Source organism: Microbulbifer sp. ABH2_005 (assembly GCF_056160005.1).
In genome coordinates this window covers 175475-198596 of sequence record NZ_JBSWWI010000003.1, presented here as the reverse complement: position 1 = coordinate 198596, position 23122 = coordinate 175475, and the positions used below count along the sequence as shown (strand labels likewise).

Annotated in this window: 17 protein-coding genes; 4 read left to right on the top strand and 13 right to left on the bottom strand. The window is 57.8% G+C overall.

What is annotated here, in order from left to right:
- Window positions 1-60 precede the first annotated feature (60 nt).
- The 7 genes from hflX to ACXAFI_RS19775 all read right to left on the bottom strand — a co-directional run bounded on the left by hflX (window position 61) and on the right by ACXAFI_RS19775 (window position 8292).
- Window positions 61-1398 carry a ribosome rescue GTPase HflX gene (gene hflX / locus ACXAFI_RS19805; protein WP_475110142.1) on the bottom strand — a complete coding sequence of 446 codons (1338 nt, stop codon included), beginning with the start codon at window positions 1396-1398 and terminating at the stop codon, window positions 61-63.
- A gap of 136 nt (window positions 1399-1534) precedes the next feature.
- Window positions 1535-1819 carry an RNA chaperone Hfq gene (gene hfq, locus ACXAFI_RS19800; RefSeq protein ID WP_020413623.1) on the bottom strand — a complete coding sequence of 95 codons (285 nt, stop codon included), beginning with the start codon at window positions 1817-1819 and terminating at the stop codon, window positions 1535-1537.
- A gap of 189 nt (window positions 1820-2008) precedes the next feature.
- The gene (miaA, locus tag ACXAFI_RS19795) at window positions 2009-2932 is read right to left on the bottom strand and encodes a tRNA (adenosine(37)-N6)-dimethylallyltransferase MiaA (protein ID WP_475110170.1); all 924 of its coding nucleotides are present in this window, start codon (window positions 2930-2932) and stop codon (window positions 2009-2011) included.
- A 70-nt stretch (window positions 2933-3002) separates the two neighbouring features.
- The gene (gene mutL / locus ACXAFI_RS19790) at window positions 3003-4898 is read right to left on the bottom strand and encodes a DNA mismatch repair endonuclease MutL (protein WP_475110141.1); all 1896 of its coding nucleotides are present in this window, start codon (window positions 4896-4898) and stop codon (window positions 3003-3005) included.
- Window positions 4899-4952: 54 nt separating this feature from the next.
- Entirely contained in the window at window positions 4953-6263 is a 1311-nt protein-coding gene (locus tag ACXAFI_RS19785) for an N-acetylmuramoyl-L-alanine amidase (RefSeq protein WP_475110140.1), read from the bottom strand.
- 56 nt (window positions 6264-6319) lie between these two features.
- Complete coding sequence (gene tsaE / locus ACXAFI_RS19780; protein WP_475110139.1) at window positions 6320-6808, bottom strand: tRNA (adenosine(37)-N6)-threonylcarbamoyltransferase complex ATPase subunit type 1 TsaE; 489 nt, start codon at window positions 6806-6808, stop codon at window positions 6320-6322.
- A 2-nt stretch (window positions 6809-6810) separates the two neighbouring features.
- The gene (locus ACXAFI_RS19775) at window positions 6811-8292 is read right to left on the bottom strand and encodes an NAD(P)H-hydrate dehydratase (RefSeq protein ID WP_475110138.1); all 1482 of its coding nucleotides are present in this window, start codon (window positions 8290-8292) and stop codon (window positions 6811-6813) included.
- Window positions 8293-8426: 134 nt separating this feature from the next.
- Here ACXAFI_RS19775 and queG point away from each other — a divergent pair, with 134 nt between their 5' ends.
- The gene (gene queG / locus ACXAFI_RS19770) at window positions 8427-9530 is read left to right on the top strand and encodes a tRNA epoxyqueuosine(34) reductase QueG (protein ID WP_475110137.1); all 1104 of its coding nucleotides are present in this window, start codon (window positions 8427-8429) and stop codon (window positions 9528-9530) included.
- 81 nt (window positions 9531-9611) lie between these two features.
- Here the strand turns inward: queG and orn are convergent, their stop codons facing one another.
- Window positions 9612-10154 carry an oligoribonuclease gene (orn, locus tag ACXAFI_RS19765; RefSeq protein WP_152450702.1) on the bottom strand — a complete coding sequence of 181 codons (543 nt, stop codon included), beginning with the start codon at window positions 10152-10154 and terminating at the stop codon, window positions 9612-9614.
- Window positions 10155-10240: 86 nt separating this feature from the next.
- Here orn and rsgA point away from each other — a divergent pair, with 86 nt between their 5' ends.
- Genes rsgA through asd form a run of 3 tightly spaced genes read left to right on the top strand, consistent with a single transcriptional unit; the run spans window position 10241 to window position 12962 of the window.
- Entirely contained in the window at window positions 10241-11281 is a 1041-nt protein-coding gene (rsgA, locus tag ACXAFI_RS19760; RefSeq protein ID WP_475110136.1) for a small ribosomal subunit biogenesis GTPase RsgA, read from the top strand.
- Window positions 11278-12072: a sulfurtransferase gene (locus ACXAFI_RS19755; RefSeq protein ID WP_475110135.1), complete on the top strand. Its 795-nt coding sequence runs from the start codon at window positions 11278-11280 to the stop codon at window positions 12070-12072. Before rsgA ends, ACXAFI_RS19755 begins: the two co-directional genes overlap by 4 nt.
- Window positions 12073-12098: 26 nt before the next feature.
- A complete protein-coding gene (asd, locus tag ACXAFI_RS19750) occupies window positions 12099-12962 on the top strand; it encodes an archaetidylserine decarboxylase (protein ID WP_475110134.1) in 864 nt (287 codons plus the stop codon).
- Between the two features lie 54 nt (window positions 12963-13016).
- On the opposite strand, the gene ACXAFI_RS19745 is transcribed toward asd, so the two are convergent.
- From ACXAFI_RS19745 to aroB, 5 genes are all read right to left on the bottom strand, one after another.
- Window positions 13017-14420 (bottom strand): HD-GYP domain-containing protein, encoded by a 1404-nt coding sequence (locus ACXAFI_RS19745; protein ID WP_475110133.1) that lies wholly within the window; start codon window positions 14418-14420, stop codon window positions 13017-13019.
- Between the two features lie 124 nt (window positions 14421-14544).
- Entirely contained in the window at window positions 14545-15624 is a 1080-nt protein-coding gene (gene hemE, locus ACXAFI_RS19740) for a uroporphyrinogen decarboxylase (protein WP_475110132.1), read from the bottom strand.
- Window positions 15625-15783: 159 nt separating this feature from the next.
- Window positions 15784-17202, bottom strand: a complete 1419-nt coding sequence (locus tag ACXAFI_RS19735; RefSeq protein WP_444920754.1) for an FAD-dependent oxidoreductase — start codon at window positions 17200-17202, stop codon at window positions 15784-15786.
- Window positions 17203-17222: 20 nt separating this feature from the next.
- Window positions 17223-21671: a glutamate synthase large subunit gene (gene gltB, locus ACXAFI_RS19730; protein WP_475110131.1), complete on the bottom strand. Its 4449-nt coding sequence runs from the start codon at window positions 21669-21671 to the stop codon at window positions 17223-17225.
- A gap of 344 nt (window positions 21672-22015) precedes the next feature.
- Window positions 22016-23101 (bottom strand): 3-dehydroquinate synthase, encoded by a 1086-nt coding sequence (aroB, locus tag ACXAFI_RS19725; protein ID WP_475110130.1) that lies wholly within the window; start codon window positions 23099-23101, stop codon window positions 22016-22018.
- Window positions 23102-23122: the final 21 nt, after the last annotated feature.

Here is a 23122-nt window from a genome sequence, read left to right as displayed (position 1 = left end):
AAGGCAATTTTGTCGAAATCGCGGCCGCCTCAGCCCTTCTACAAGAGGCTGGCACTAAGGCTACTGCGCTTCGCTGTCGCTACTGCTATCGCCACGAATATTTTCTTGTGGCAACCACTCCGGCTCTTCACCGGCATTTAAAAATGGAGCCAGCAAACGCTGGAAATCACTGCGCGGCAACAATAACTGCAACTCGCAGTCGCCATTATCCCGGTATTGTTCGCTCTGCACTGCATTGATCTGATAGAGCTGGGCGCGCAAGCGGGATTGCTGTGGCCTCACTACCAGCAGGCCCTGCACCATTTGCTCGCCCAGGCGCTCCGCAATCGCCTCCACCAAAAGATCACAGCCTGCGCCTGTGACCGCGGACAGCCAAACCGCGCGTGGCACGCCCTGTTCATCGCGATCGATGCGAGGCTCAAAGTCGGCGAGCAGATCGATTTTGTTGTACACCAGCAGTTGTGGAAGATCCGATGCCCCGATTTCCTCGAGCACGGTCTGTACCTCTTCCATCAAGTGCAGGCGATCCTCTGCGGCGGCATCCACTACGTGTAGTAGCAGTGTTGCCTGGGCGGCCTCCTCCAGAGTCGCACGAAATGCCTCAACCAATTTGTGTGGCAGGTGCGAAACAAAACCAACAGTATCTGCAAGGATCATGGCGCCAACATTGGGTAATTCAACCCTGCGCATGGTCGGATCAAGGGTCGCAAACAATTGATCGCGCACGTATACATCGGCGTCGGTAAGCCGGTTAAACAGGGTCGACTTACCGGCGTTGGTATAACCCACCAGGGAAACTGTGGCCACCTCGGCACGGGAGCGCGCACGCCGGCCCTGTTCCCGCTGGCGGCGGACTTTTTCCAGGCGCTTCTCAATGGAATCTATACGCGCGCGCAGCAGGCGGCGATCAGTTTCCAGCTGGGTCTCACCCGGACCGCGCAAGCCGATACCGCCTTTTTGCCGTTCCAAGTGGGTCCAGCCGCGCACCAGCCGGGTGGCCATATGACGCAACTGCGCAAGCTCCACCTGTAATTTACCTTCGTGGGTACGCGCACGCTGGGCGAAAATATCGAGGATCAGACCGGTGCGATCCAACACCCGACACTTGAGTTCGCGCTCAACGTTGCGCTCCTGACTGGGAGACAGGGTGTGATCAAAGATCACCAGTTCGGCACCCTGCTCTTTCACCACCTGGCGAATCTCTTCCAGCTTGCCCCGACCGACAAAAGTCTTGGGGTCTGGAGTGGCGCGCTGTCCAAAGATAAAACTGACCGGGTCTGCTCCGGCAGAGAGGGCAAGCTCCTCAAATTCGCGAGGATCATCTGGGCTGTCTATAGCGGAGAGTTCGAGGTGTACCAGTACTGCCAGTTCACCGGATTCCGGTCGATCGAAAAACAATGGGAAATCTCTGTATGAGGAAGTGGACGCCTACCCGGCTCCCTGATTGAAGTGGCAGCCGGAAATCTAATATCAGATTCACACGGCTGCTAGCGCCCCGGCAATGGGGCGCGAGTCTCGATAACACGCAACGCAATCAGCTGAAAGATTCGCGCTCACCGCCTTCACCATTGCCCTCTCCGCCGTGTTGTGCGGCTGGGTTCAACAGTGGAACGCGCACAGCGCGCGACGGTACAACAGTGGAGATAGCGTGCTTGTATACCATTTGGCTAACGGTATTTTTCAGCAACACCACAAACTGGTCGAAAGATTCAATTTGCCCTTGGAGCTTGATGCCGTTTACCAGATAGATAGAAACCGGGATACGCTCTTTGCGCAGTACGTTGAGGTAAGGGTCTTGTAAGCTGTGCCCTTTTGACATCTTTTTTCTCCTTGTCAAAAAGCTGAATGCGGATGCAGGCCGCAATCGCATCCGCGAAGAGCGCGGATCAAAAAACGACTGAGGTCGAATACGCGTATAAGTAGTGTAGTAGCGAGCCGGAAAAGGCCGGCCCTGTGAAAACTGACTGACTGAGCTTGTCGTTTTATAGCCCAACCACGTTATGGATGCTTAAGCGAGAAATTTCAAGGCTTCGGCCAATATTTCATCATTCTCACGCACCCCGCCCTCACTATCCTGAGTGTACAAAATTTCCAGCTCAGGCCAGCGCCGCAACCAGGTCAGCTGGCGCTTTGCCAACTGGCGGGTGGCGGCAATTCCCGCGGCAACCATCTCATCGTAATCGCAGCGCCCATCCAGGTACTGCCACACTTGACGATAGCCCACTGCGCGAATTGCCGGCAGGTCCTCGTGCAGATCGCTGCGCCCATACAAACCGCGCACTTCCTGCACAAATCCGGCTTCAAGCATCCGCCGAAAACGCAGTTCGATACGCTCATGAAGTAGCGACCTATCGCGAGGCATAATCGCCAACTGACTCAACCGGTAGCGTTCCTGCACACCACCCCCAGCCTGCTCGCGACGCAACTGGGACAGAGGCACACCGGTAAGCCGATAAACCTCCAGTCCCCGCTCGATGCGCACCGAGTGATTGGGGTGCAATTCCGCTGCCAGCTGTGGATCGACTTGTGCCAGCTCCGCGTGTAACGCGGGCCAGCCCTCGCGCTCGGCACGCGCTTCAATTTCCGCACGCAGTTGCGGGTCGGCCTCTGGCAATTTTGCCATTCCTTCTAGGAGAGCACGGAAATACAACATAGTTCCGCCAACCAGTAAAGGGATCTTACCGGCTGTGCTGATTTCGTCCATAGCTTCGAGAGCATCTTTGCGAAAACGACCGGCGGAATAGGACTCGCTGGGGTCACAGATATCAATCAAACGGTGGGGGTAGCGGGCCAGCTCCTCTGCACTGGGTTTGGCCGAGCCAAGATCAAGACCCCGGTAGACTAGGGCCGAATCCACGCTAATTAATTCCACCGGCAGGCGATCGGCCAAGGCCATAGCCAAATCCGTCTTGCCCGATGCCGTCGGGCCCATCAGGAAAATTGCGTGGGGTTTATCATCCAGAGTGCGCTCGTTCAAATCAACACCTACTTCCCAAACGCGGTTATTGACCGCGCATAAACCACTTATCCATATCCGCCAGTTTAACCTGGGTCCAGGTCGGGCGGCCGTGATTGCACTGGCCGCTGCGCTCGGTGCGCTCCATGTCTCGTAGCAGCGCATTCATTTCCGGCACCGTCAGGCGACGGTTGGCGCGCACAGAACCGTGACAGGCCATGGTGGCGAGCACTTCGTTGATGCGCTCGCCAATGCGCTCACTGTCGCCCTGCCCAAGTAAATCCGACAGTACATCGCGCACCAGTTGCTCCACCTGGGCACCGTGCAACATGGTGGGCACCTGGCGTACCAGCAGGGTTTCCGGGCCGGCGCGCTGCAGCACAAAGCCGAGAGAAGTGAAAACCTCACTGCGCTCTTCGAAGCAATCCGCCTCGCGCTGGCTCACCGCCAAACTCACCGGCACCAGCAATGGCTGCGCCTGAATGCCGCCGGCGGCATGGGCCGTTTTCATCTGTTCGTAAACAATACGCTCGTGGGCAGCGTGCATGTCCACCACGATCATGCCCTGTTCGTTCTGCGCGAGAATATAAATGCCGTGCAGCTGAGCGATGGCAAAACCCAGCGGCGGGATCTCTTCCCCACTGGCATTGTCGTTGGCAATTGGCATCTTCACTGCCATAGGCGCAACTGCAACGCCAGGCTGAGCCGCGGCTATGTCTGTGGCTGCAGACTCGGCAACACCCGCCGGCTCCCGGTAGGGTTGATGCAGGGCGCCGTAGGCATTCATTTGCTGCTGCAAACTCGACGGTGAGGGGCGATTGGAGAGCGGCATTTTTTGCTGGCCGGAAAACTCTCCCGCCTGAATACCACTGACTCTTTCAGCAGCACCATTCTCTTGCCCATCAGCCTCTTCAGCTTGCTCATCTTTCTGCCCTGGGCGCACATCCGCCAGAGCCCGATGCAAACTGCCAAACAAAAAGTCGTGTACCAAGCGACCATCGCGGAAACGCACCTCGTGCTTGGTCGGGTGTACATTTACATCCACCGATGCCGGGTCCAGCTCCAGATAGAGCACAAACGCCGGATGGCGGCCGTGATAAAGCACATCCGCAAAGGCACGGCGCACCGCGTGACTCACCACTTTGTCGCGAATAGCACGCCCATTGACGTAGAAGAATTGCAGATCGGCCTGGGAGCGGGAAAAAGCCGGCTCGGCCACCCAACCCCACAGGCGCAAACCACTGCGCTCAACATCGATATGCAGGGCATTCTGCATAAACGCCGGACCGCATACCTGGGCCACGCGGCGTTCCATCTCCACGCGGCCGCTGCCGGCGCGCAGGTTATGCACGCCCTTACCGTTGTGGCGCAGACTGATAGACACATCGAAGCGGGACAGTGCCAGGCGCTTGATGGTGTCGTCGATACGATTAAATTCGGTCTTCTCGGTGCGCAGGAATTTGCGTCTTGCCGGCGTATTGAAAAACAGGTCGCGCACATCCACGGTAGTGCCACGCGGGTGGGCCGCCGGCGCCAACTGCGCCTGCATATCTCGGCCCTCGGCACTTACCTGCCAGCCCTTGCCGCTCTCATCGCGGCTGCTAGTCAGGTTTAAGCGCGCGACAGAGGAAATACTGGCCAGTGCCTCACCGCGGAATCCCAGGGTAGCCACCGCCTCCAGATCTTCCAGCACGTGAATTTTAGAAGTGGCATGGCGCGCCAGCGCCATGGGCAAATCCTCTTTCTCGATACCCTTGCCGTTATCGCGCACTTTCATGCGCTTGATACCGCCGTTATCAATATCCACTTCCAGCCGCGTGGCGCCGGCATCCAAACTGTTTTCCAGCAGCTCCTTGATTACAGAGGCGGGGCGTTCGACCACCTCACCGGCAGCGATCTGGTTGGCGAGACGCGGAGATAATTGCTGGATACGTTCGTGCATAACTCTGACTTGTTAACGCTAATTTGAAGGGCCGATAAGGCGGTAACTTTGAGACTAACCCGAGGGGATACTCAGAGTCTGCCCCACGCGGATCACTGAGCTATTAATACCGTTGGCTTTCTTCAGGGAGGCCACGGAAATCCGGTAACGTGCAGCGATTCCAGACAGTGTCTCGCCGCGGCTAATCACATGGCGGTGCGACTTGGCAGGCTTGTTGGCCGCCAGCCAGCTACCCGCCGGAGGGTTAGCACGAAAGTAAGCCACTATACCCTCACTGAGCTTTTCTGCCATACGCTGTTGAAACTTGGGATTACTCAATCGCCGTGACTCGTAGGGATTAGTGATAAAGCCCGTTTCCACCAAAATTGAGGGAACGTCCGGGTTTCGCAACTCCGAAAAATTCGCCTGCTCCACTTTCTTTTTGTGCAAGTGTGTAAAGCTGGCCAGTGAATTCAGTACACTGGCACCAATATCCAGGCTGGCATTCATGGTGGCAGTCATCGACAAATCCAGTAATACCCCTGCCAGGGTGTCATCCTTATCATCCAGGCTCAAGTCACCAGCACCGCCTATCAGATCGGACTCGTTTTCCCGCTGGGCCAGGAAACGTGCAGTCTCACTGGTAGCACCACGCGAGGAAACTGCATAGACACCGGCACCGCGGGCCTCCTTGCGGGTAAAGGCATCGGCGTGAATCGAAATGTACAGATCCGCGCGCATTTTGCGCCCCTTCTTCACCCTCTGACGCAGGGGAATAAAGTAATCGCCGGTTCTGACCAATTTCGCGCTGAAACCCCGCTCGCGATCGAGTTCTTTATGTAGTTTTCGCGCAATAGCCAGCACCACATCTTTTTCGCGCAGACCTCTTGGTCCCAATGCGCCAGGGTCCTCCCCACCGTGACCAGCATTCACGGCAATAACGATGTCGCGTTCAGTGCTCACCTGCTGCAGGGTCTTCTCTTGATTTTCCACTTTGTCGTAAAGATCAAGCACCAGGCGATCCGGCAGTAACTCATGACGGCGCAGGGAAAAACTGCGCGGATTGATCTGCTGCTTCAGATCGAGGACAACACGCAGATCTTTCTTATTGTGGCGGGCGTGGCGCACTTGGGCGATGGGGGTCTCCTTAAGGTCCAGAGTCTCTAACTGCGCCTTCAATTGGGTATCGGCAATATCTACCACCACCCGGTGCGGTCCGCTCAGGGTAAACAACTTGTGTTCCGCCGGGCCGCTCAAGTCGAAGACCAGGCGCGTGTGATCCGGCGCCCGCCACAGGCGCACGCCCTCTACTTCTGCCGCTGTCAACGGCAGTGCGATTGTCAGCCCGATTATCAGGGCCACCAGCGAGCGCCACATCCTACTCATTACTTCCCAACCCTTTCACTTATTGTTTTTACACATCCCTGAATTCAGGCCAATTCCTATTTATGTAGCATCTTTGCCAGGGTATCGAGCACCGCTTCTCCCTGTTTGGAGTGGGTATTCAACAGCAGCTGGCGGCCGCTGTCCGGCACTTGCAGAGTCAATTCCAAATCTGGTTCGGGCAAAACGCCAGCGCCGCGTTCCGGCCATTCCACCAGGCTCAGGCTATGCGCGGCGAAATAGTCCCGCACGCCCATAAACTCCAACTCCTCGGCATCTCCCAAGCGATAGAGGTCGAAGTGATATACCCGCTGGGGGCCGAGTTCGTAGGGCTCAACCAGTGTGTAAGTCGGACTTTTCACCGCGCCCTGGTGCCCGAAGGCTCTCAACACTCCGCGACAAAAGGTGGTCTTGCCGGCGCCCAGCTGGCCATTCAGGTACAGGGTGAGCCCCTGCTGTAGGCCACTGGCCAGGCAGGCGCGGCCCAGCGCTTCGCCGCCGGCCACCGTTGCCTCTTCGTCCGCTAAATGCAATTTCAGTTCACTCACTATCAGTCCACCAACCGTCGAATCCAGGGCAATAAATCTGTGGCCAGTAAGCCGCGCTGACCATCCTCCGCGGCGCGGTTACCCGCTTCGCCATGCAGCCAAACTGCCAGGCGCGCCGCATCTACCAAAGGCAGGTGCTGACCGATCAAGGCCGCCACTATTCCGGTGAGCAGATCTCCCATGCCTCCCGAGGCCATACCCGGATTGCCGCTGTTGATCAGATCGACACCGCCTTCGTGGGCAATCAGGGTGCCGGCGCCTTTTAGTATCACCACACCACTGAATTTCTGCTGAACTGCCACCGCCGCCGCGCGGGGGTCCGCCAGTACCTCGGCGGTATCGCAGCCGAGCAGGCGCGCCGCCTCACCCACATGGGGCGTCAGCACCCAATCATCGCGTTTTACGCCAGCGAGTACCCGCCCGGCGGCGAGGATATTCAGCGCATCCGCATCCACCACCAGCGGCACCTGAGCGCGGCCGGCGCGAGCCAGTAGCTGCTCGCTCCAGGGAGAGCGGCCGAGACCCGGGCCCACTGCGATGACATCGGGCCCCTCTAAAAGTGGTTCCAGTTCCTGGCCAGAAATAACCGGATGGGCCATGACCTCTGGGCAGCGGGTCAAAGCGGCAGTTAAGTGTTCCGGGCGGGTCGCCAGGGAGATCAGACCGGCGCCACTGCGCGCAGAGGACTGTGCCGCCATCAACGCTGCGCCACCGAAACCGCTGTCGCCACCGACTATCAAAATATGGCCAAACATATTCTTGTAGCTGTCCGCAGCACGCTCGGGCAGGCGTTTCAGACTGGAGCCCTCGAACCGTTGCGCCAGGGGCTCTAACGCTTGATAAACAAGTGCGGGGGCACCCAGATCGGCAAAGATCACCTCGCCACAAAGCGCCGGGCCACGTCCACAGTAGAGGCCCAGCTTTCGACCGATAAAGGTCACGGTCATATCGGCCTGAACGGCCAGATCCGCGCTGCCACTATCGGCACTCAGGCCCGAGGGAATATCCACGGAAAAAACCGGACCGGGACTCTTGCGAATTCGCTCAATGGCATGAGCAACATCCTGACGCAATTCACCGCTAAACCCTGTCCCCAGCAGTGCATCCACGATCAGGGTGTTGCCGTCGGCACTGTCCAGCTCGGTCAGCGAGGTCAGCACCTGAACGCCTTCGCGAACGGCGTAGGCATGAGCCTCGCGGGCATCGCCCTTCAAGAGTTCGGGGTCGCTACAGGCAAACACCGTCACCGGTATCTTCTTCTGCGCAGCCAGAGCCGCAATCACATAGCCGTCACCGCCGTTGTTGCCACCGCCACAAAACACCTGGATGCGGCCGATATCCGCCCAACGGGCGCGCAAATGGGTGAAAGCGGCGCGGGCCGCGCGCTTCATCAGTTGTATCGAAGGAATTTCCAGCGCGGCGATTGTTTGTCGATCGAGTTCCCGTACCGATTCGGCACTGTACAGAGGTTGTGGCGTATCCATGCGGCTCCCGCAATGTGGTGAAGATGTCATCTGTGGCAAAATGGGCGATTGTATCGCTGCCACTTGCACTGACAGTAAAGTATACCGCCCCGGCCAGTCATTGTGCTTGCATGGGATATCGAGCCGCTTTATCTATGACCGAATCACTGCTCGCCGAATTAGCCGACCTGATCAAACTCTGGGGACGGGAGCTGGGCTTCCAGCAGGTTGGTATCACCGACTGCCAGCTGGAGGAGGACGGTGAGCGCCTGCGCGCCTGGATCGATAAGGGCTACCACGCGGATATGGAGTGGATGGGCGCCCACGGGGAAAAACGCTGGCGCCCGGCACTATTAGAGGAAGGAACCGTGCGCGCCATCAGTGTGCGCCTTGACTACCTGCCACCGGATACCCAGCCGATCAAAGTGCTCAAGGATTCCAGTAAGGCCTATGTCTCCCGTTACGCCAATGGTCGCGACTACCACAAGCTGATCCGCAAGCGCCTGGCCAGCCTGGCCAGGAAGATCGATGCCTTCTGTGCCGAACAGGGCATCGATTCCAAGGGCCGCGCCTTCACCGACAGCGCACCGGTGATGGAACGCGCTCTGGCGCGCAAGGCCGGCCTCGGCTGGGTCGGCAAGAACTGCCTGCTGATCAATTCCAAAGCTGGCTCTTTTTTCTTCCTCGGCGAGATCTATACCAATCTGCCCTTGCCTGTCGATGCCGGAGATTATACCGACGAGTGCGGCGATTGCGTGGCCTGCCTTAAAGTCTGCCCAACCGATGCCTTTATCGGCCCGCGCACCTTAGACGCCGGGCGCTGCATCTCTTACCTGACCATCGAAAACAAGGGGCCGATTCCGGAGGAATTCCGCGAGCCCATCGGCAATCGGGTTTTTGGCTGCGACGATTGTCAGACGATTTGCCCCTGGAACAAGTTTGCCAAACCCACCGCAGAGCAGGACTTCCACCCGCGCCACGGCCTCGACAACGGCGAGCTGCTGGCGCTGTTCAACTGGAGCGAGGAGGAGTTTTTGCGCAAGACTGAGGGCTCGCCAATCCGCCGTATCGGCTACGAGCGCTGGCAGCGCAACCTGGCGGTGGCGCTCGGCAACGGCACGGCCAGCGAAGAGGTTTTCGAGTGCCTCGAAAAGGCGCGGCAAACGGCCACACCTCTGGTGCTGGAGCATATCGATTGGGCCCTGGTGCGGTTGCGCAGTGGACGCAAGCGCAAGCGCAAGATCAAGCGTGAAACCTAAGCCCCTAAACGAGGCTCGGAAGAGAGTCGAGGTGGCAGAAAAGAGGCTCCTCTCAGCCGAGTACCTTGCTAAATCGGAAGCTTAACTGAGGCGGAAGAAGGTCTCGCGGTAGTGGCGCAGCTCTTCGATGGAGTCGCGAATATCGTCAAGAGCCAAATGGCTGCTGTGCTTTTTCACCCCATCCAACACATCCGGTCGCCAGCGCCTGGCCAGCTCTTTTACCGAGCTCACATCCAGATTGCGGTAGTGGAAGTAGGATTCCAGCTGCGGCATATATTTGACCAAGAAGCGGCGGTCCTGGCCGATAGAGTTACCGCACATCGGCGAGGCCCCCTCCGGTACCCAGTGGCGTAGGAACTCCAGGGTCTCCCGCTCCGCTTCCCGCTCGGAAATATTCGACTCCTTTACCTTTGCCACTAAACCAGAACCGCCGTGCTGCTCGGTGTTCCAGTCGTCCATGGCATCCAGAAGGGCATTACTCTGGTGAATCACCATCGCCGGGCCCTCGGCGAGTATATTCAGCCGCGAATCGGTCACAATGGTGGCGATTTCGATAATGCGCTCTTTGTCCGGATCGAGGCCGGTCATCTCCAGATCTATCCAGATCAGGTTGTTCTGATCCACAGCGGGTCTCCTCAAACTTTCCGCGCAAGTTACCGCAACTACCCGGCAATGGCTATAATCCGCCGCTAATCTCCAGGTGCCAGTGCATGAGTAAACGCAAATTAAACCGCCGCCAACAGTGGCGCGTCGCCAAGATCCAGCAGGAACGCGAGGCCCGCGCGCGCAAGCGCGAGGAGTCCGCAGAGCAGGCCCTGGACGACGGTCAACTGGGCCAGGAACAGACTGGCCTGGTCATCGCCAATTATGGCACCCAGATTTTGGTGGAAAGTGAGAGCGATGCCTCCCTGCGCCAGCGCTGCCACATGCGTGCCAATATCGACACCCTGGTGACCGGCGATCGCGTCGCCTGGCGTCCCGCCACCAGTGATAGTGATGGCGGCTATGGGGTTGTGGGTGCGCGGTTGCCGCGCAACTCAGAGCTGCAGCGCCCTGATCGCTACGGCGACCTGAAAACCGTAGCGGCCAATATCGATCGCATTGTGATCGTTATAGCCCCCTACCCGGAGCCCTTCGCCAATGCCATCGACCGCTACCTGGTCGCCGCAGAGACCACCGGCATAGCACCAATCCTGCTGTTGAATAAAATTGACCTAATCGACGATGGCAACCGCCAGGCACTCGAAACCCTACTGGCCCCCTACCCCGACCTCGGCTACCCAGTGCTGCGTCTTTCCACTAAAACCGGTGAGGGCCTGCCACATCTGCTCGAAACCCTGGCCAAGGGCAGCAGCGTCTTTGTCGGACAGTCCGGTGTGGGTAAATCTTCGCTGGTCAATGCCCTGCTACCCAGCGCCGGCGCCCGTACCGGCGCCCTGTCCGAGGCAACCCTGAAGGGCACTCACACCACCACCGCGGCGGAACTGTTTCACCTGCCCAGCGGGGGCGATCTGATAGACTCTCCCGGCATCCGCGAGTTTGGTCTCTGGCATATGGAGGAGGCCGCGCTACTGGAAGGGTTTGTGGAATTCCGCCCCTTTATCGGTCACTGCCGCTTTCGCGACTGCAGCCATCAGGGCGAACCCGGCTGTGCCATTCACGAGGCACTGGCCAACGGCGACATCAGTGAGCGCCGTATGAACAGCTTTTTACACCTGCGCAACAGCCTGGAATCGGAGAATAAATTTTGAACCTGATTATTGAGGCGGAAGAGCTCGCCGCCGAGCTGGAGCACGAGGAATTATTGGTTGTCGACCTCAGCTCCCTGCAAAACTATGTGAACGGACACATCCCCGGCGCCCTGCACCTGCCATTTCAGGCACTGATGGCGGGTACTGCCCCTGCGCCGGGTAAACTCCCCAGCGCCGAGCAGCTGACCCGAGTTTTTCGCGCTATTGGCCTGCGCCCGGAAACCCATGTAGTGGCCTGTGATGATGAAGGCGGCGGCTGGGCCGGACGCTTTCTGTGGACGCTGGAGTGTGTTGGCCACCGCAATTACAGCTACTTGAACGGCGGCATGCACGCCTGGCGCGGCGCCGGCTTGCCGCTGACCACTGAGGAATCACAGGTTACCCCAAGCGATATCGAAGTCTCGATCGATACCGATGCCGCCATGAATGCCCAGGAAATCCAGGAGCACCTGGGCAACCCCGACTTCCTCGTTTGGGATGCCCGCTCCCCCCAGGAATACTGCGGAGAAAGGGTCTTGGCTACCAAGGGCGGTCATATTCCCGGCGCGATCAACTGTGAGTGGACCCAGCTGATGGACCCACAGCGCGACCTGCGTATCCGCACCGATGCGCGCGAGCTACTCGCCAAGCTCGGCATCAATGAAGCACATAAAATCGTCACCCACTGCCAAAGTCATCACCGCTCCGGCTTTACCTGGTTGGTGGGTAAATCCCTGGGTTTTGATATTCGCGCCTACCCAGGCTCCTGGAGTGAGTGGGGCAACCTGCCCAATACGCCCGTCGAACAGTAAGCATTACCGGAAAACGTTGTACCCGTATGAATCCAAAACTCTTTACCGCCCTGCAATACCTGACTCCGCAGCACGCTCTTTCCCGCGCTGCGGGCTGGCTGGCGAATACCGAGATCAAGTCGATCAAGGACCCCTTTACCCGCTGGTTCGTCGAGAAGTACGGTGTCGATATGCAGGAGGCCAAAGAGACCGATTGCACCGCCTATCGCACCTTCAACGACTTTTTTACCCGTGAACTCAAAGAGGGCGCACGGCCGATTGTCAGCAGTGAAGATAGTCTGGCCTGTCCGGCAGACGGCGCTATTAGTCAGCTCGGTGCTATTCACAATGGCCGCGTGTTCCAGGCCAAGGGGCACGACTACAGCCTGCTGGAATTGGTGGGCGGTGATCCAGAGTTAGCGGCCCAGTTTGACGACGGCCACTTCGCCACAGTGTACCTGTCACCCAAGGATTACCACCGGGTGCATATGCCTATCGACGGCACACTCCGCAGTATGACTTATGTGCCGGGTCAGCTGTTTTCGGTCAATACCGTGACCGCGGAAAATGTGCCGCGCCTGTTCGCCCGCAACGAGCGCTTGGTATGTGTATTCGATACGGTCGCCGGACCCATGGCCATGATTTTGGTAGGCGCCATGATCGTCGCCGGAATCGAGACCGTTTGGGCCGGTCAGGTAACTCCCCATACCCGCGATGTACGCACCACCAACTATATGGAGAGTGCACCTGTTCACCTGAAAAAAGGCGAGGAGATGGGGCGCTTTAAACTGGGCTCCACAGTGGTCATGTTGTTTGGGGCGGAGCAAGTGCGCTGGCTGGACAGCCTTGAGGCGGAAACCCCTGTGCGCATGGGTGAGTATTTCGGCAGCATGATAGCCGACGCCGACTAATTTTCCGTGAGAGCGGTAAGCAGCGCCGCTCTCACGGCTTCCCTCAAGGAATTACTACCTGGCCAGACGCGAGAAAAAGCGGGACAACTGCCCACCACTATTGAAAAGGTAATCGTCCCGCACCGCCGAGGTATTCACTTCCGGGTAAACCCCTGGCTCTATATCCCGCACTATGCTGATCTTTTCCTCTGGACGCATCTTGCCCCGCTCAATCAGCTTTTCGGCACGGTCTTCCGCAGCTGCCAGGTCAAACAGGCGCGGTTTGCTCAGTTGGCGCTTATGCGCGTCCAGCACAATCATCACCTTCGGGCGCAAACGACGGTCGTAAGTCTGCTCTACCACGACACCCACTTCTCCGCTGGAGAGTTCTACCTGGGTACCGGTGGGATAGAGACCTATCGCCTGAATAAATTCGACAACCAGCTGTTCCTGGTAGGCAATGCCGCGCAGATCATAGAGTTCCGCCACGGCCTTGGAAGGCGCAATGGGCTGGCTGATGCCACGGGGGTTCGTCGCTTCATCGTAAAAGGTCACGATGCCACACATGCGCGCCAATACGGGAATCTTGTCACCGCGCAAACCGCCGGGATAACCACCGCCGTCGTGTCGCTCGCGATGAGCGCGCACAATATCGATTACCTGGGGATCGACCTGGGCATCCGCCGATAGCATCTGCACACTGTGCTGCACAAATTTGCGGTACTCCAGTTCGCTGCGCGGGTCACGCTGGAGCATCTGCAGCACTTCTGCCGGAATCGATAACTTGCCCACATCCTTTAACAGGGTGGCCACCCCCAGCTGTACCAGCTCGTGCCGAGCCAAGCCGATATGCCGGCCAAACAACACTGCCCAGATACTGGCACGCACCGAGTGGCTGTAAGTGTGCTCATCCCTGTCGCGCACTCGCGCCAGCCAGGCAAAGGCATCCGGGCTGCGCAGCACGCTCTCAACCAAATCCTCTACCACCCGGTTCATCTGTGGCACTGGCAGTGGTCGATTGTTAGCTACCAGTCCCATTACTTCACCCATGCCGCGCAATATTTGACCGTGCAACTTGCGCGCATTGCCGGCCTCGCGCTGGGCGGGCTGAGGGGGGGGATAAGCTTTGTGAGAGACCGCAACGGGGCGACAGGGAATCGTGACGCGCATGGCAGCTCGGCCATGCCTTTTAGAGCTTGCGCCACTGGCGCCGACCAGGCGACGCAAGGTGACACCGGCACTACCTACCGTCTTGTGCACGTCTACATAGACAAAACGGCAGTACTTCTGCAGCTGGCGAATCTCCTCCAAATCGCGGATATAAAATCCCTGTAGCGCGAATGGCGTCTGGGCCCAGGGCTTGTCTAGCCTGGACACAAACATACCGCGCTGGAGATCACCGACGGAGATTTTTGCCTGTTCGAGTGCCACTTCGGGAGGTACCGACCACTGTAATAAATGCCTGGAGACCGCCCTCAACAAGGGCCCCCGCTCTATCTCTGGGGCCCCTCGGGCAAGCGCACATTTATATCACGGACAGATATTGGCGAGCACCTATACAAAGTGAGACTGTATTCACAGACTCAGACACTAGATGCCACAGTTAAGCGTGATATTTTGCGGAAAGCTCTACCACTGCCTCGATCATGGCGCCGGCGTGGGCTGGGTCGACTTTCGGGGTAATACCGTGGCCAAGGTTGAAAACATGGCCGCTACCCTGGCCGAAGGACTCCAGCACAGCTTCCACTTCTTGACGGATGCGCTCCGGGCTGGCGTAGAGCACGGAGGGATCCAGATTACCCTGCAGGGCAACGCGATCCCCAACTCTGGCGCGGGCACTGCCGATATCGGTGGTCCAATCGAGCCCCAAGGCATCGGCACCGGTATCCGCCATCGCTTCCAACCACTGACCACCCCCTTTGGTGAACAGGATAGCGGGTACCCGGCGGCCATCGGCTTCTTTGATCAGACCGCTGAGAATACGCTGCATGTATTGCAGGGAGAATTCGCGGTAGGCGCTGTGACTCAGGGCACCGCCCCAGGTATCGAAGATTTGTACCGCCTGGGCACCGGCGCGAATCTGTGCATTCAGGTAGTCGGTTACAGAATCGGCGAGTACGGTCAGCAGCTGGTGCATCAGCTCGGGGCGGTTGTAGAGCATTTCCTTGCTGCGGGCAAAGTCTTTGCTGGAACCGCCCTCGATCATGTAGGTGGCCAGGGTCCAGGGGCTGCCGGAAAAACCGATCAGCGGCACGCGGCCATTCAGCTCGCGGCGAATGGTGGACACCGCATTCATCACATAGTCCAGATCCCGTTCGCTGTTGACCACTTCCAATGCCTCGATATCAGCGGCAGTGCGCAGTGGCTTATGGAATTTAGGGCCTTCGCCCTCAGCAAAATAGAGACCGAGCCCCATGGCATCGGGAATGGTGAGAATATCGGAGAACAAAATGGCCGCATCGAGAGGATAGCGCTCCAGTGGCTGCAAGGTGACCTCGCACGCCAATTCGGTATTACGGCACAGATCCATAAAGCTACCAGCCTCGGCACGGCTGGCTCGGTACTCGGGTAGGTAGCGACCCGCCTGGCGCATCATCCACACTGGTGTTCGATCCACGGGCTGGCGCAGCAGGGCGCGGAGAAAGCGGTCGTTTTTCAATTCGGACGGTTTGGTATCAGACATAGGTACACCGAGCGGGCTAAAAAAACGGCCATTGTACAGGGGGCGGGGCCACTAGATACAGCGTGGCAAAAATATCATTCAGGCAAGTTGAGAGCTGGCGCTGATATACAAAGATATAAAAATGGGAGGCACAAAGCCTCCCATCCGCAGCCTGGGAAATCAGATGTCCAGGTAATCGAGAATACCCTCGCCGGCCTGACGCCCTTCCCAAATGGCCGTCACTACCAGGTCGGAACCGCGCACCATATCGCCACCGGCAAAGACTTTCTCGTTAGAGGTCTGGAACTTGTACTTCTGTTCTTCCGGGGCCACGACACCGCCCCAGTCCGCCACTTCGATATTGTGCTCGGTAAACCACTCCGCCGGGCTCGGGCGGAAACCAAAGGCAACCAACACAATATCTGCCGGGATAATCTCTTCGGAACCGGATACCACCTGAGGGCGGCGACGCCCGTTTTCATCGGGCTCACCCAGCTCGGTGGTGACCACTTTCACTCCAGAGACCTTGCCATCACCGACAATTTCCACCGGCTGGCGGTTGAACAGGAACTGCACCCCTTCCTCTTTGGCGTTGCCCACTTCACGGCGGGAGCCCGGCATATTTTCCTCATCGCGACGATAGGCACAGGTCACGCTCTTGGCCCCCAGTCGAATAGAGCTGCGGTTACAGTCCATGGCGGTATCACCACCACCCAGCACCACTACGCGCTTGCCTTCCACCGAGACAAATTCAGCGGGATCCTTCTCCCAACCCATGTTGCGATTGACGTTGGCCACCAGGAACGGCAAGGCGTCGTGCACGCCGGGCAGGTCCTCACCGGGGAAGCCGCCCTTCATGTAGTTGTAGGTACCCATCCCCAGGAAGACGGCATCATAGTCATTGAGCAACTGCTCAAAGCTGATGTCCTTGCCCACCTCGGTGTTGAGGCAGAACTCCACCCCCATCTCAACGAACACCTCGCGGCGCTTTTCCATCACCGACTTTTCTAGCTTGAACTCAGGGATGCCGAAGGTGATCAGGCCACCGATCTCCGGGTGCTTGTCGAAGACTACCGGCTGCACTCCGTTGCGTATCAGGATATCAGCGCAGCCCAGTCCGGCGGGGCCTGCGCCCACGATCGCGACTTTTTTACCGGTCTTTTCCACATGGCTGAGATCCGGGCGCCAACCCAGGGCAAAGGCGGTATCGGTGATGTATTTTTCTGCATTACCGATGGTCACGGCGCCGAAACCATCGTTGAGGGTACAGGCGCCTTCACACAACCGGTCCTGGGGACAAACGCGCCCACACACTTCCGGCAGGGTGTTGGTCTCGTGGCAGAGTTCCGCCGCCTCAATCACATTCCCCTCGCTGATCAATTTCAGCCAGTTGGGAATGTAGTTATGCACCGGGCACTTCCACTCGCAGTAGGGATTGCCGCAGTCCAGGCAGCGGTGTGCCTGGCTCGCCACCTGGTTTTCACTGGATGGCTGGTAAATCTCCACAAACTCACTGGTGCGCGCGATGATATCTTTCTTCGGCGGATCTATACGGGCCACGTCGATAAACTGGAAATCGTTGTTCAGTCTGTCTTTCATACTGTCTCTCCACCCCAGCCTTATTCGCCGCGCTTGCGCACGTCAGAAAGAAGATCCGCAAGGCTCGCCGCCTTGGGTTTAACCAGCCAGAATCGGCTCAAGTAATCGTCGAAGTTGTCCAGTAGCTCTTCACCCCAGGCGCTGCCGGTCTCCGCGACATAGGTTTCGATCACCTCGCGCAGGTGACTCTGGTGCGGCTCGAGAATTTCACTACTGATTCGGCGCAGTTCGATCAGCTCGTGGTTGCAGCGGTCGAAGAAATCGCGCTCTAGGTCCAGCACATAGGCAAAACCACCAGTCATGCCAGCGCCAAAGTTGTAGCCGGTGCGCCCCAGCACCGCGACCATTCCACCGGTCATGTATTCACAGCAGTGATCACCGGCACCTTCCACCACGGCAAAGGCACCGGAATTGCGCACGGCAAAGCGCTCGCCGGCGCGGCCTGCAGCAAACAACTTGCCGCCAGTGGCGCCATACAGGCAGGTATTACCGACGATGCTGGTGTCCTGGGAGGCAAACTCACTGCCCTCAGGTGGGCGAATAACCAGCTTACCGCCGGCCATGCCTTTACCCACATAATCATTGGCATCCCCTTCGAGATACATCTCCAGGCCCCCGGCGTTCCAAACGCCGAAAGACTGCCCGGCGACCCCTTTGAGGTTCAGTTTGATCGGCGCCTCCACCATGCCCTGGTTCCCATGGCGCTTGGCGATCTCACCACTGAGGCGCGCACCCAGGGAGCGGTCGCAGTTGGTCACTTTAAAGCTGAACTCACCACCAGTCAGGTTTTCGATAGCAGGTAGGATTTCTTCCACCATGCGCTCTGCCAACTCGCCCTTATCCCAGGGCTCGTTCTTGGCCTGCTGACAGGTTTGCGGTTTGCTGTCGAGCAGCGCATCGGTATGTAACAGTGGCGACAGATCCAGCTTCTTCTGCTTGTCGGTTTCTCCCTCCAGGATTCGCAACAAATCCACGCGGCCAACCAGCTCTTCCATGGAGCGAACCCCGACACTCGCCATCCATTCTCGGGTCTCTTCGGCAACAAAACGGAAGAAGTTCATCGCCATCTCGGCGGTGCCAATATAGTGCCCATCGCGCAGATCCTTGCGTTGGGTCGCGATACCGGTGGCACAGTTGTTCAGGTGACAGATACGCAGGTATTTACAGCCGATGGCAACCATCGGAGCTGTGCCAAAGCCGAAACTCTCCGCGCCCAGGATTGTCGCCTTGACCACATCCAAACCGGTTTTGAGACCGCCATCGGTCTGCACCCGCACCTTATCGCGCAAATCATTGGCACGCAGAGTCTGGTGCGTTTCCGCCAGACCCAGCTCCCACGGTGAACCGGCATAGCGGATAGAGCTGATAGGACTTGCGGCGGTGCCACCGTCGTAGCCGGAGATGGTAATCAGGTCCGCATAGGCCTTTGCGACGCCAGCGGCAATGGTGCCAACCCCTGGACGGGACACCAGCTTCACCGACACCAGTGCATCCGGATTAACCTGTTTGAGGTCGTAGATCAGCTGGGCCAGATCCTCGATGGAGTAGATATCGTGGTGCGGTGGCGGTGAAATCAGGGTGACACCGGGCACTGAGTAGCGCAGCCGTGCAATCAGGTCATTCACCTTGCCGCCGGGCAGCTGACCACCCTCACCGGGCTTAGCGCCCTGAGCCACTTTGATCTGCAGCACTTCGGCATTGACTAAATAGTGAGGCGTCACGCCGAAACGTCCAGAGGCGATCTGTTTGATTTTGGAGACCTTGTCGGTGCCAAAGCGGGCCGGGTCTTCACCGCCCTCCCCGCTGTTGGAACGGCCACCGAGACGGTTCATCGCCTGGGCCAAGGATTCGTGCGCCTCGGGAGACAGAGCGCCCAGGGACATAGCCGCAGAGTCAAAGCGGCGCACAATCTGCTCGACCGGCTCCACTTCTTCCAATGGCACCGGCTCGAGGTTTTCTTTGAAAACCAGCATATCCCGCAGGGTTGCCACCGGGCGCTGATTAACCAGTTCGGAGTAATCGCGCCAGGCGGAGTAATCCCCAGTACTGGCCGCTCGGCGCAGGGCCGTCACCACATCCGGGTTAAAGGTATGGTATTCGGTGCCGTGCACATATTTGTGCAGACCGCCGGGGGACACCGGCTTGCGCGCTTTCCAGGCGATTTCCGCGCGCGCGGCCATATCTGCCTGCAACTCGGCAAAGCCGGCGCCTTCGATACGGGTCGGTGCGCCAGGGAAACACAGGTCCACCACTTCCTTGGAAAGACCAACCAGCTCAAACAAGAGTGCGCCACGATAAGAGGCCACCGTGGAGATGCCCATTTTTGAGAGGATCTTCAGCAGGCCCTTGATAATGCCGTTGCGGTAATTCTTCTGCGCTTCCGCCGCATCCAGCAGCAGTTCACCCCGGTCGATCAGGTGATTGATAATGCTGTAGGAGAAATAGGGATGCACAGCTGTAGCTCCCACACCCACCAGGCAGGCGAGCTGGTGTGCATCCCGCGCACTGGCGGTATCCACCACTACATTGGAGTCACAGCGCAGACCTGCATGCACCAGATGATGGTGTACGGCGCCTGTGGCGAGCAGTGCATCTATGGGCAAATGGCCCTGGCGAATATCCCGGTCGGACAGCACTACAATCACGGTACCAGCGCGCACTGAAGCCTCAACCTTGGCACACAAACGTTCAATAGCACCGTGCAGATCCAGCTTTGTCGGATCGTAATTCAGGTCGAATATCTCCGCGTCGAAGCCGGGACGATCCAGCGAAAGCAACGCGGTGTACTTCATATGGGAGAGCACCGGCGAGGAGAGGATCACACGGTCGGCGTGCTCAGGCGTCTCCTCGAACACGGATTTTTCACGACCCAGACAGGTTTCCAGGGACATCACCACCGTTTCCCGCAACGGGTCTATAGGCGGGTTGGTCACCTGGGCAAACTGCTGGCGAAAGTAATCGTAGAGTGAACGGTTGTAGCGAGACAGCACCGCCATCGGCGTATCATCGCCCATGGAACCCACCGCCTCCTGGCCGGCTTCCGCCATCGGGCGCACCACCTTATCGCGTTCTTCCAACGAAGAGCTGAACAGCTTCTGGTAGACCTTGAACTGCTGGTGGGAAAAGTTGTTATCGACTGGTGCAGTTACCAGAGTCGAACGGATACGACGCGCCTTGTCCTTCAACCAGCGCTTATACGGCTGGGCGCGTTTGAGCATATTGTCGATATCGGACGTGTGATACAGCTTGCCTTCCTGCGTATCCACCGAGAGCATCTGCCCGGGCCCGAGGCGCCCTTTGGCCACCACATCTTCCGGTGCATAATTATAAACACCGACTTCCGAAGCCACGGTAATAATATCGTCTTTGGTAATCACCCAGCGGGACGGGCGCAGGCCGTTGCGGTCGAGGGTACACACCGCGTGGCGGCCATCAGTCATCACCAGGCCGGCGGGACCATCCCAGGGCTCCATATGCATGGAGATATATTCATAGAAAGCGCGTAGGTCTGCATCCATACCCTCAACATTCTGCCAAGCCGGCGGTACTAGCATTCGCACCGCCCGGTGCAGTTCCATGCCACCCGCCAGTAGCATCTCCAGCATATTATCGAGGCTGGAGGAGTCGGAGCCCTCGCGATTCACCAGCGGTACCAGCTCGTTCAGTTCGGGAATCAGCTCGGTGACGAATTTGTTGGTCCGCGCCACCGACCAGTTGCGGTTGCCAGTGATGGTATTGATTTCGCCATTGTGAGCCAGCAGGCGGAACGGCTGGGCCAGGGGCCAGCGCGGCATGGTATTGGTGGAGAAACGCTGGTGGAAAACGCAGATAGCGGTTTCCAGGCGCGGATCGGCCAGTTCGGGGAAGAATTTCGGCAAATCCGCCGGGATCATCAGCCCTTTGTAGGAGAGCACATTAGTGGAGAGACTGGCGATATAAACATCGCCGCTCAGCTGCAGCTCGGCCTTGCGCCTGGCCACATACAGCCGCGCATTAAAACAGGCTTCACCCAATGGCTCCTCGGCATCGTTGATTAGCAGCTGCTCGAAACGAGGTTGGCAGTCCCGGGCAATAGGTCCGAGACACTCGGGATTGGTGGGCACTGTGCGCCAGCCAACGATGCGCATACCCTGTGCCTGCAGTGCGCTTTCAAGGGTTTGGCGCGCACTCTGCGCCTCACCTTCATCCAACGGCAACATTACAGAGCCTACGGCATAGGCCTCTGTAAGCTCCACAGCAAACAACTTTCGTGCTTCCTCGCGCAGGAATTTATCGGGTTTCTGCAGCAATAGACCACAGCCGTCACCGGTTTTGCCATCGGCGGCGATACCGCCGCGGTGGGTCATACAGGTGAGGGACTCAATGGCCGTCTGTACCAATTTATGGCTCGCCACCCCCTGTAAATGAGCGATCAGACCAAAACCACAGTTGTCCTTAAATTCATCCAACTGATACAGACTGCTACCCATAGAATTCCTCGTCACTATCGATTGGGGGACCACAGGCACTGTCGATAGCGGCCTGTTATGGGCAAAAATGGCTTAACGCTCGCGCTACGCTCTCCTGCGGTCCCTAGGTAAAAGATCCCGAGATAAAAAAAGCCCTCTAATGGGGCTTCCTTTATTGTTCTTATTGGCGGTCATCTAGCCCCGCCATTATTTCCGGGGGGCGCGCAATATTACTTGCTTGTCACTACATTTTCAATGTTTTACAGTTTTTTTAACTGTCAAACAAAAATTAGGCAGATTTATTTCCTATACGCTAAATTATAAATGACCGCGCTCCCTAAGAAACTGTATTCGCGAAGCGCCTATCATCTGGCACCACAGTTCCTTAGCGCATCTATAACTTTCTCTCGGGGAGTATCATCAACAACTTTTGCATCCCCCAGAGACCTCAGCAACACCAGGCGCAACCTGCCATCCAATACTTTCTTGTCTAACTGCATAGCTTGGAGAAAGTCATCGGCGCTCATATCGGCAGGAGACTCCTGAGGCAGCTGTGTCTTTTTCAGAAGCTTACGGACTCGCTGGACCAGTTCACTGTCTACATTCCCCAGCAAGTGTGAAAGCTCCAGTGCCATCATCATCCCGGCAGCCACCGCCTCACCATGTAACCAACGCCCATAGCCCTGCACAGCCTCTATCGCGTGCCCGAAGGTATGACCAAAGTTCAAGATGGCGCGCCGACCGGCCTCCCGCTCGTCACTGGCAACAACTTCCGCCTTGTCTCGACAACATCGATCCACCGCATAAGCCAAGGCCTGGGGGTCCCGAGATAACAACCCATCGAGATTAGCTTCAATCCAGTGAAAAAATGGTGCATCGCAGATCAAGCCGTACTTAATCACTTCCGCAATACCAGCGGAGAACTCCCGGTCTGGCAAAGTCGTCAGGGTATCCATATCGGCAAGTACCAATCGGGGCTGGTAAAAAGCCCCAATCATATTTTTGCCCAGAGGGTGATTAACGCCGGTCTTTCCTCCGACAGAGGAATCCACTTGGGCAAGGAGCGTGGTGGGCACCTGAATAAAATCGACACCCCGCTGATAACAGGCCGCCGCAAAACCGCACATATCTCCAACGACACCGCCACCCAGAGCAATCAGCGTAGTGGTACGGTTGTGCCTCTGTTCCAATAGCGTGTCAAAAATTCGATTAATGGTATCCAGGGTCTTGAAGGCCTCCCCATCAGGTAGCTCGACCACATCCACCTTGTCGAAATCAGAGAGTCCCTGCAGTAAACGGGATAAATACAAGGGGGCTACAGTCTCATTGGTTACCACACAGATCTGGCGCCCGCGTATATAAGGCAACAGGTATTGAGAGTCTCCGAGTAACTTGGACCCAATCACAATGGGGTAACTGCGCTCCCCCAGCTCCACATTAAAACAGTGCATAATACTCTCCTTCCCAATAGC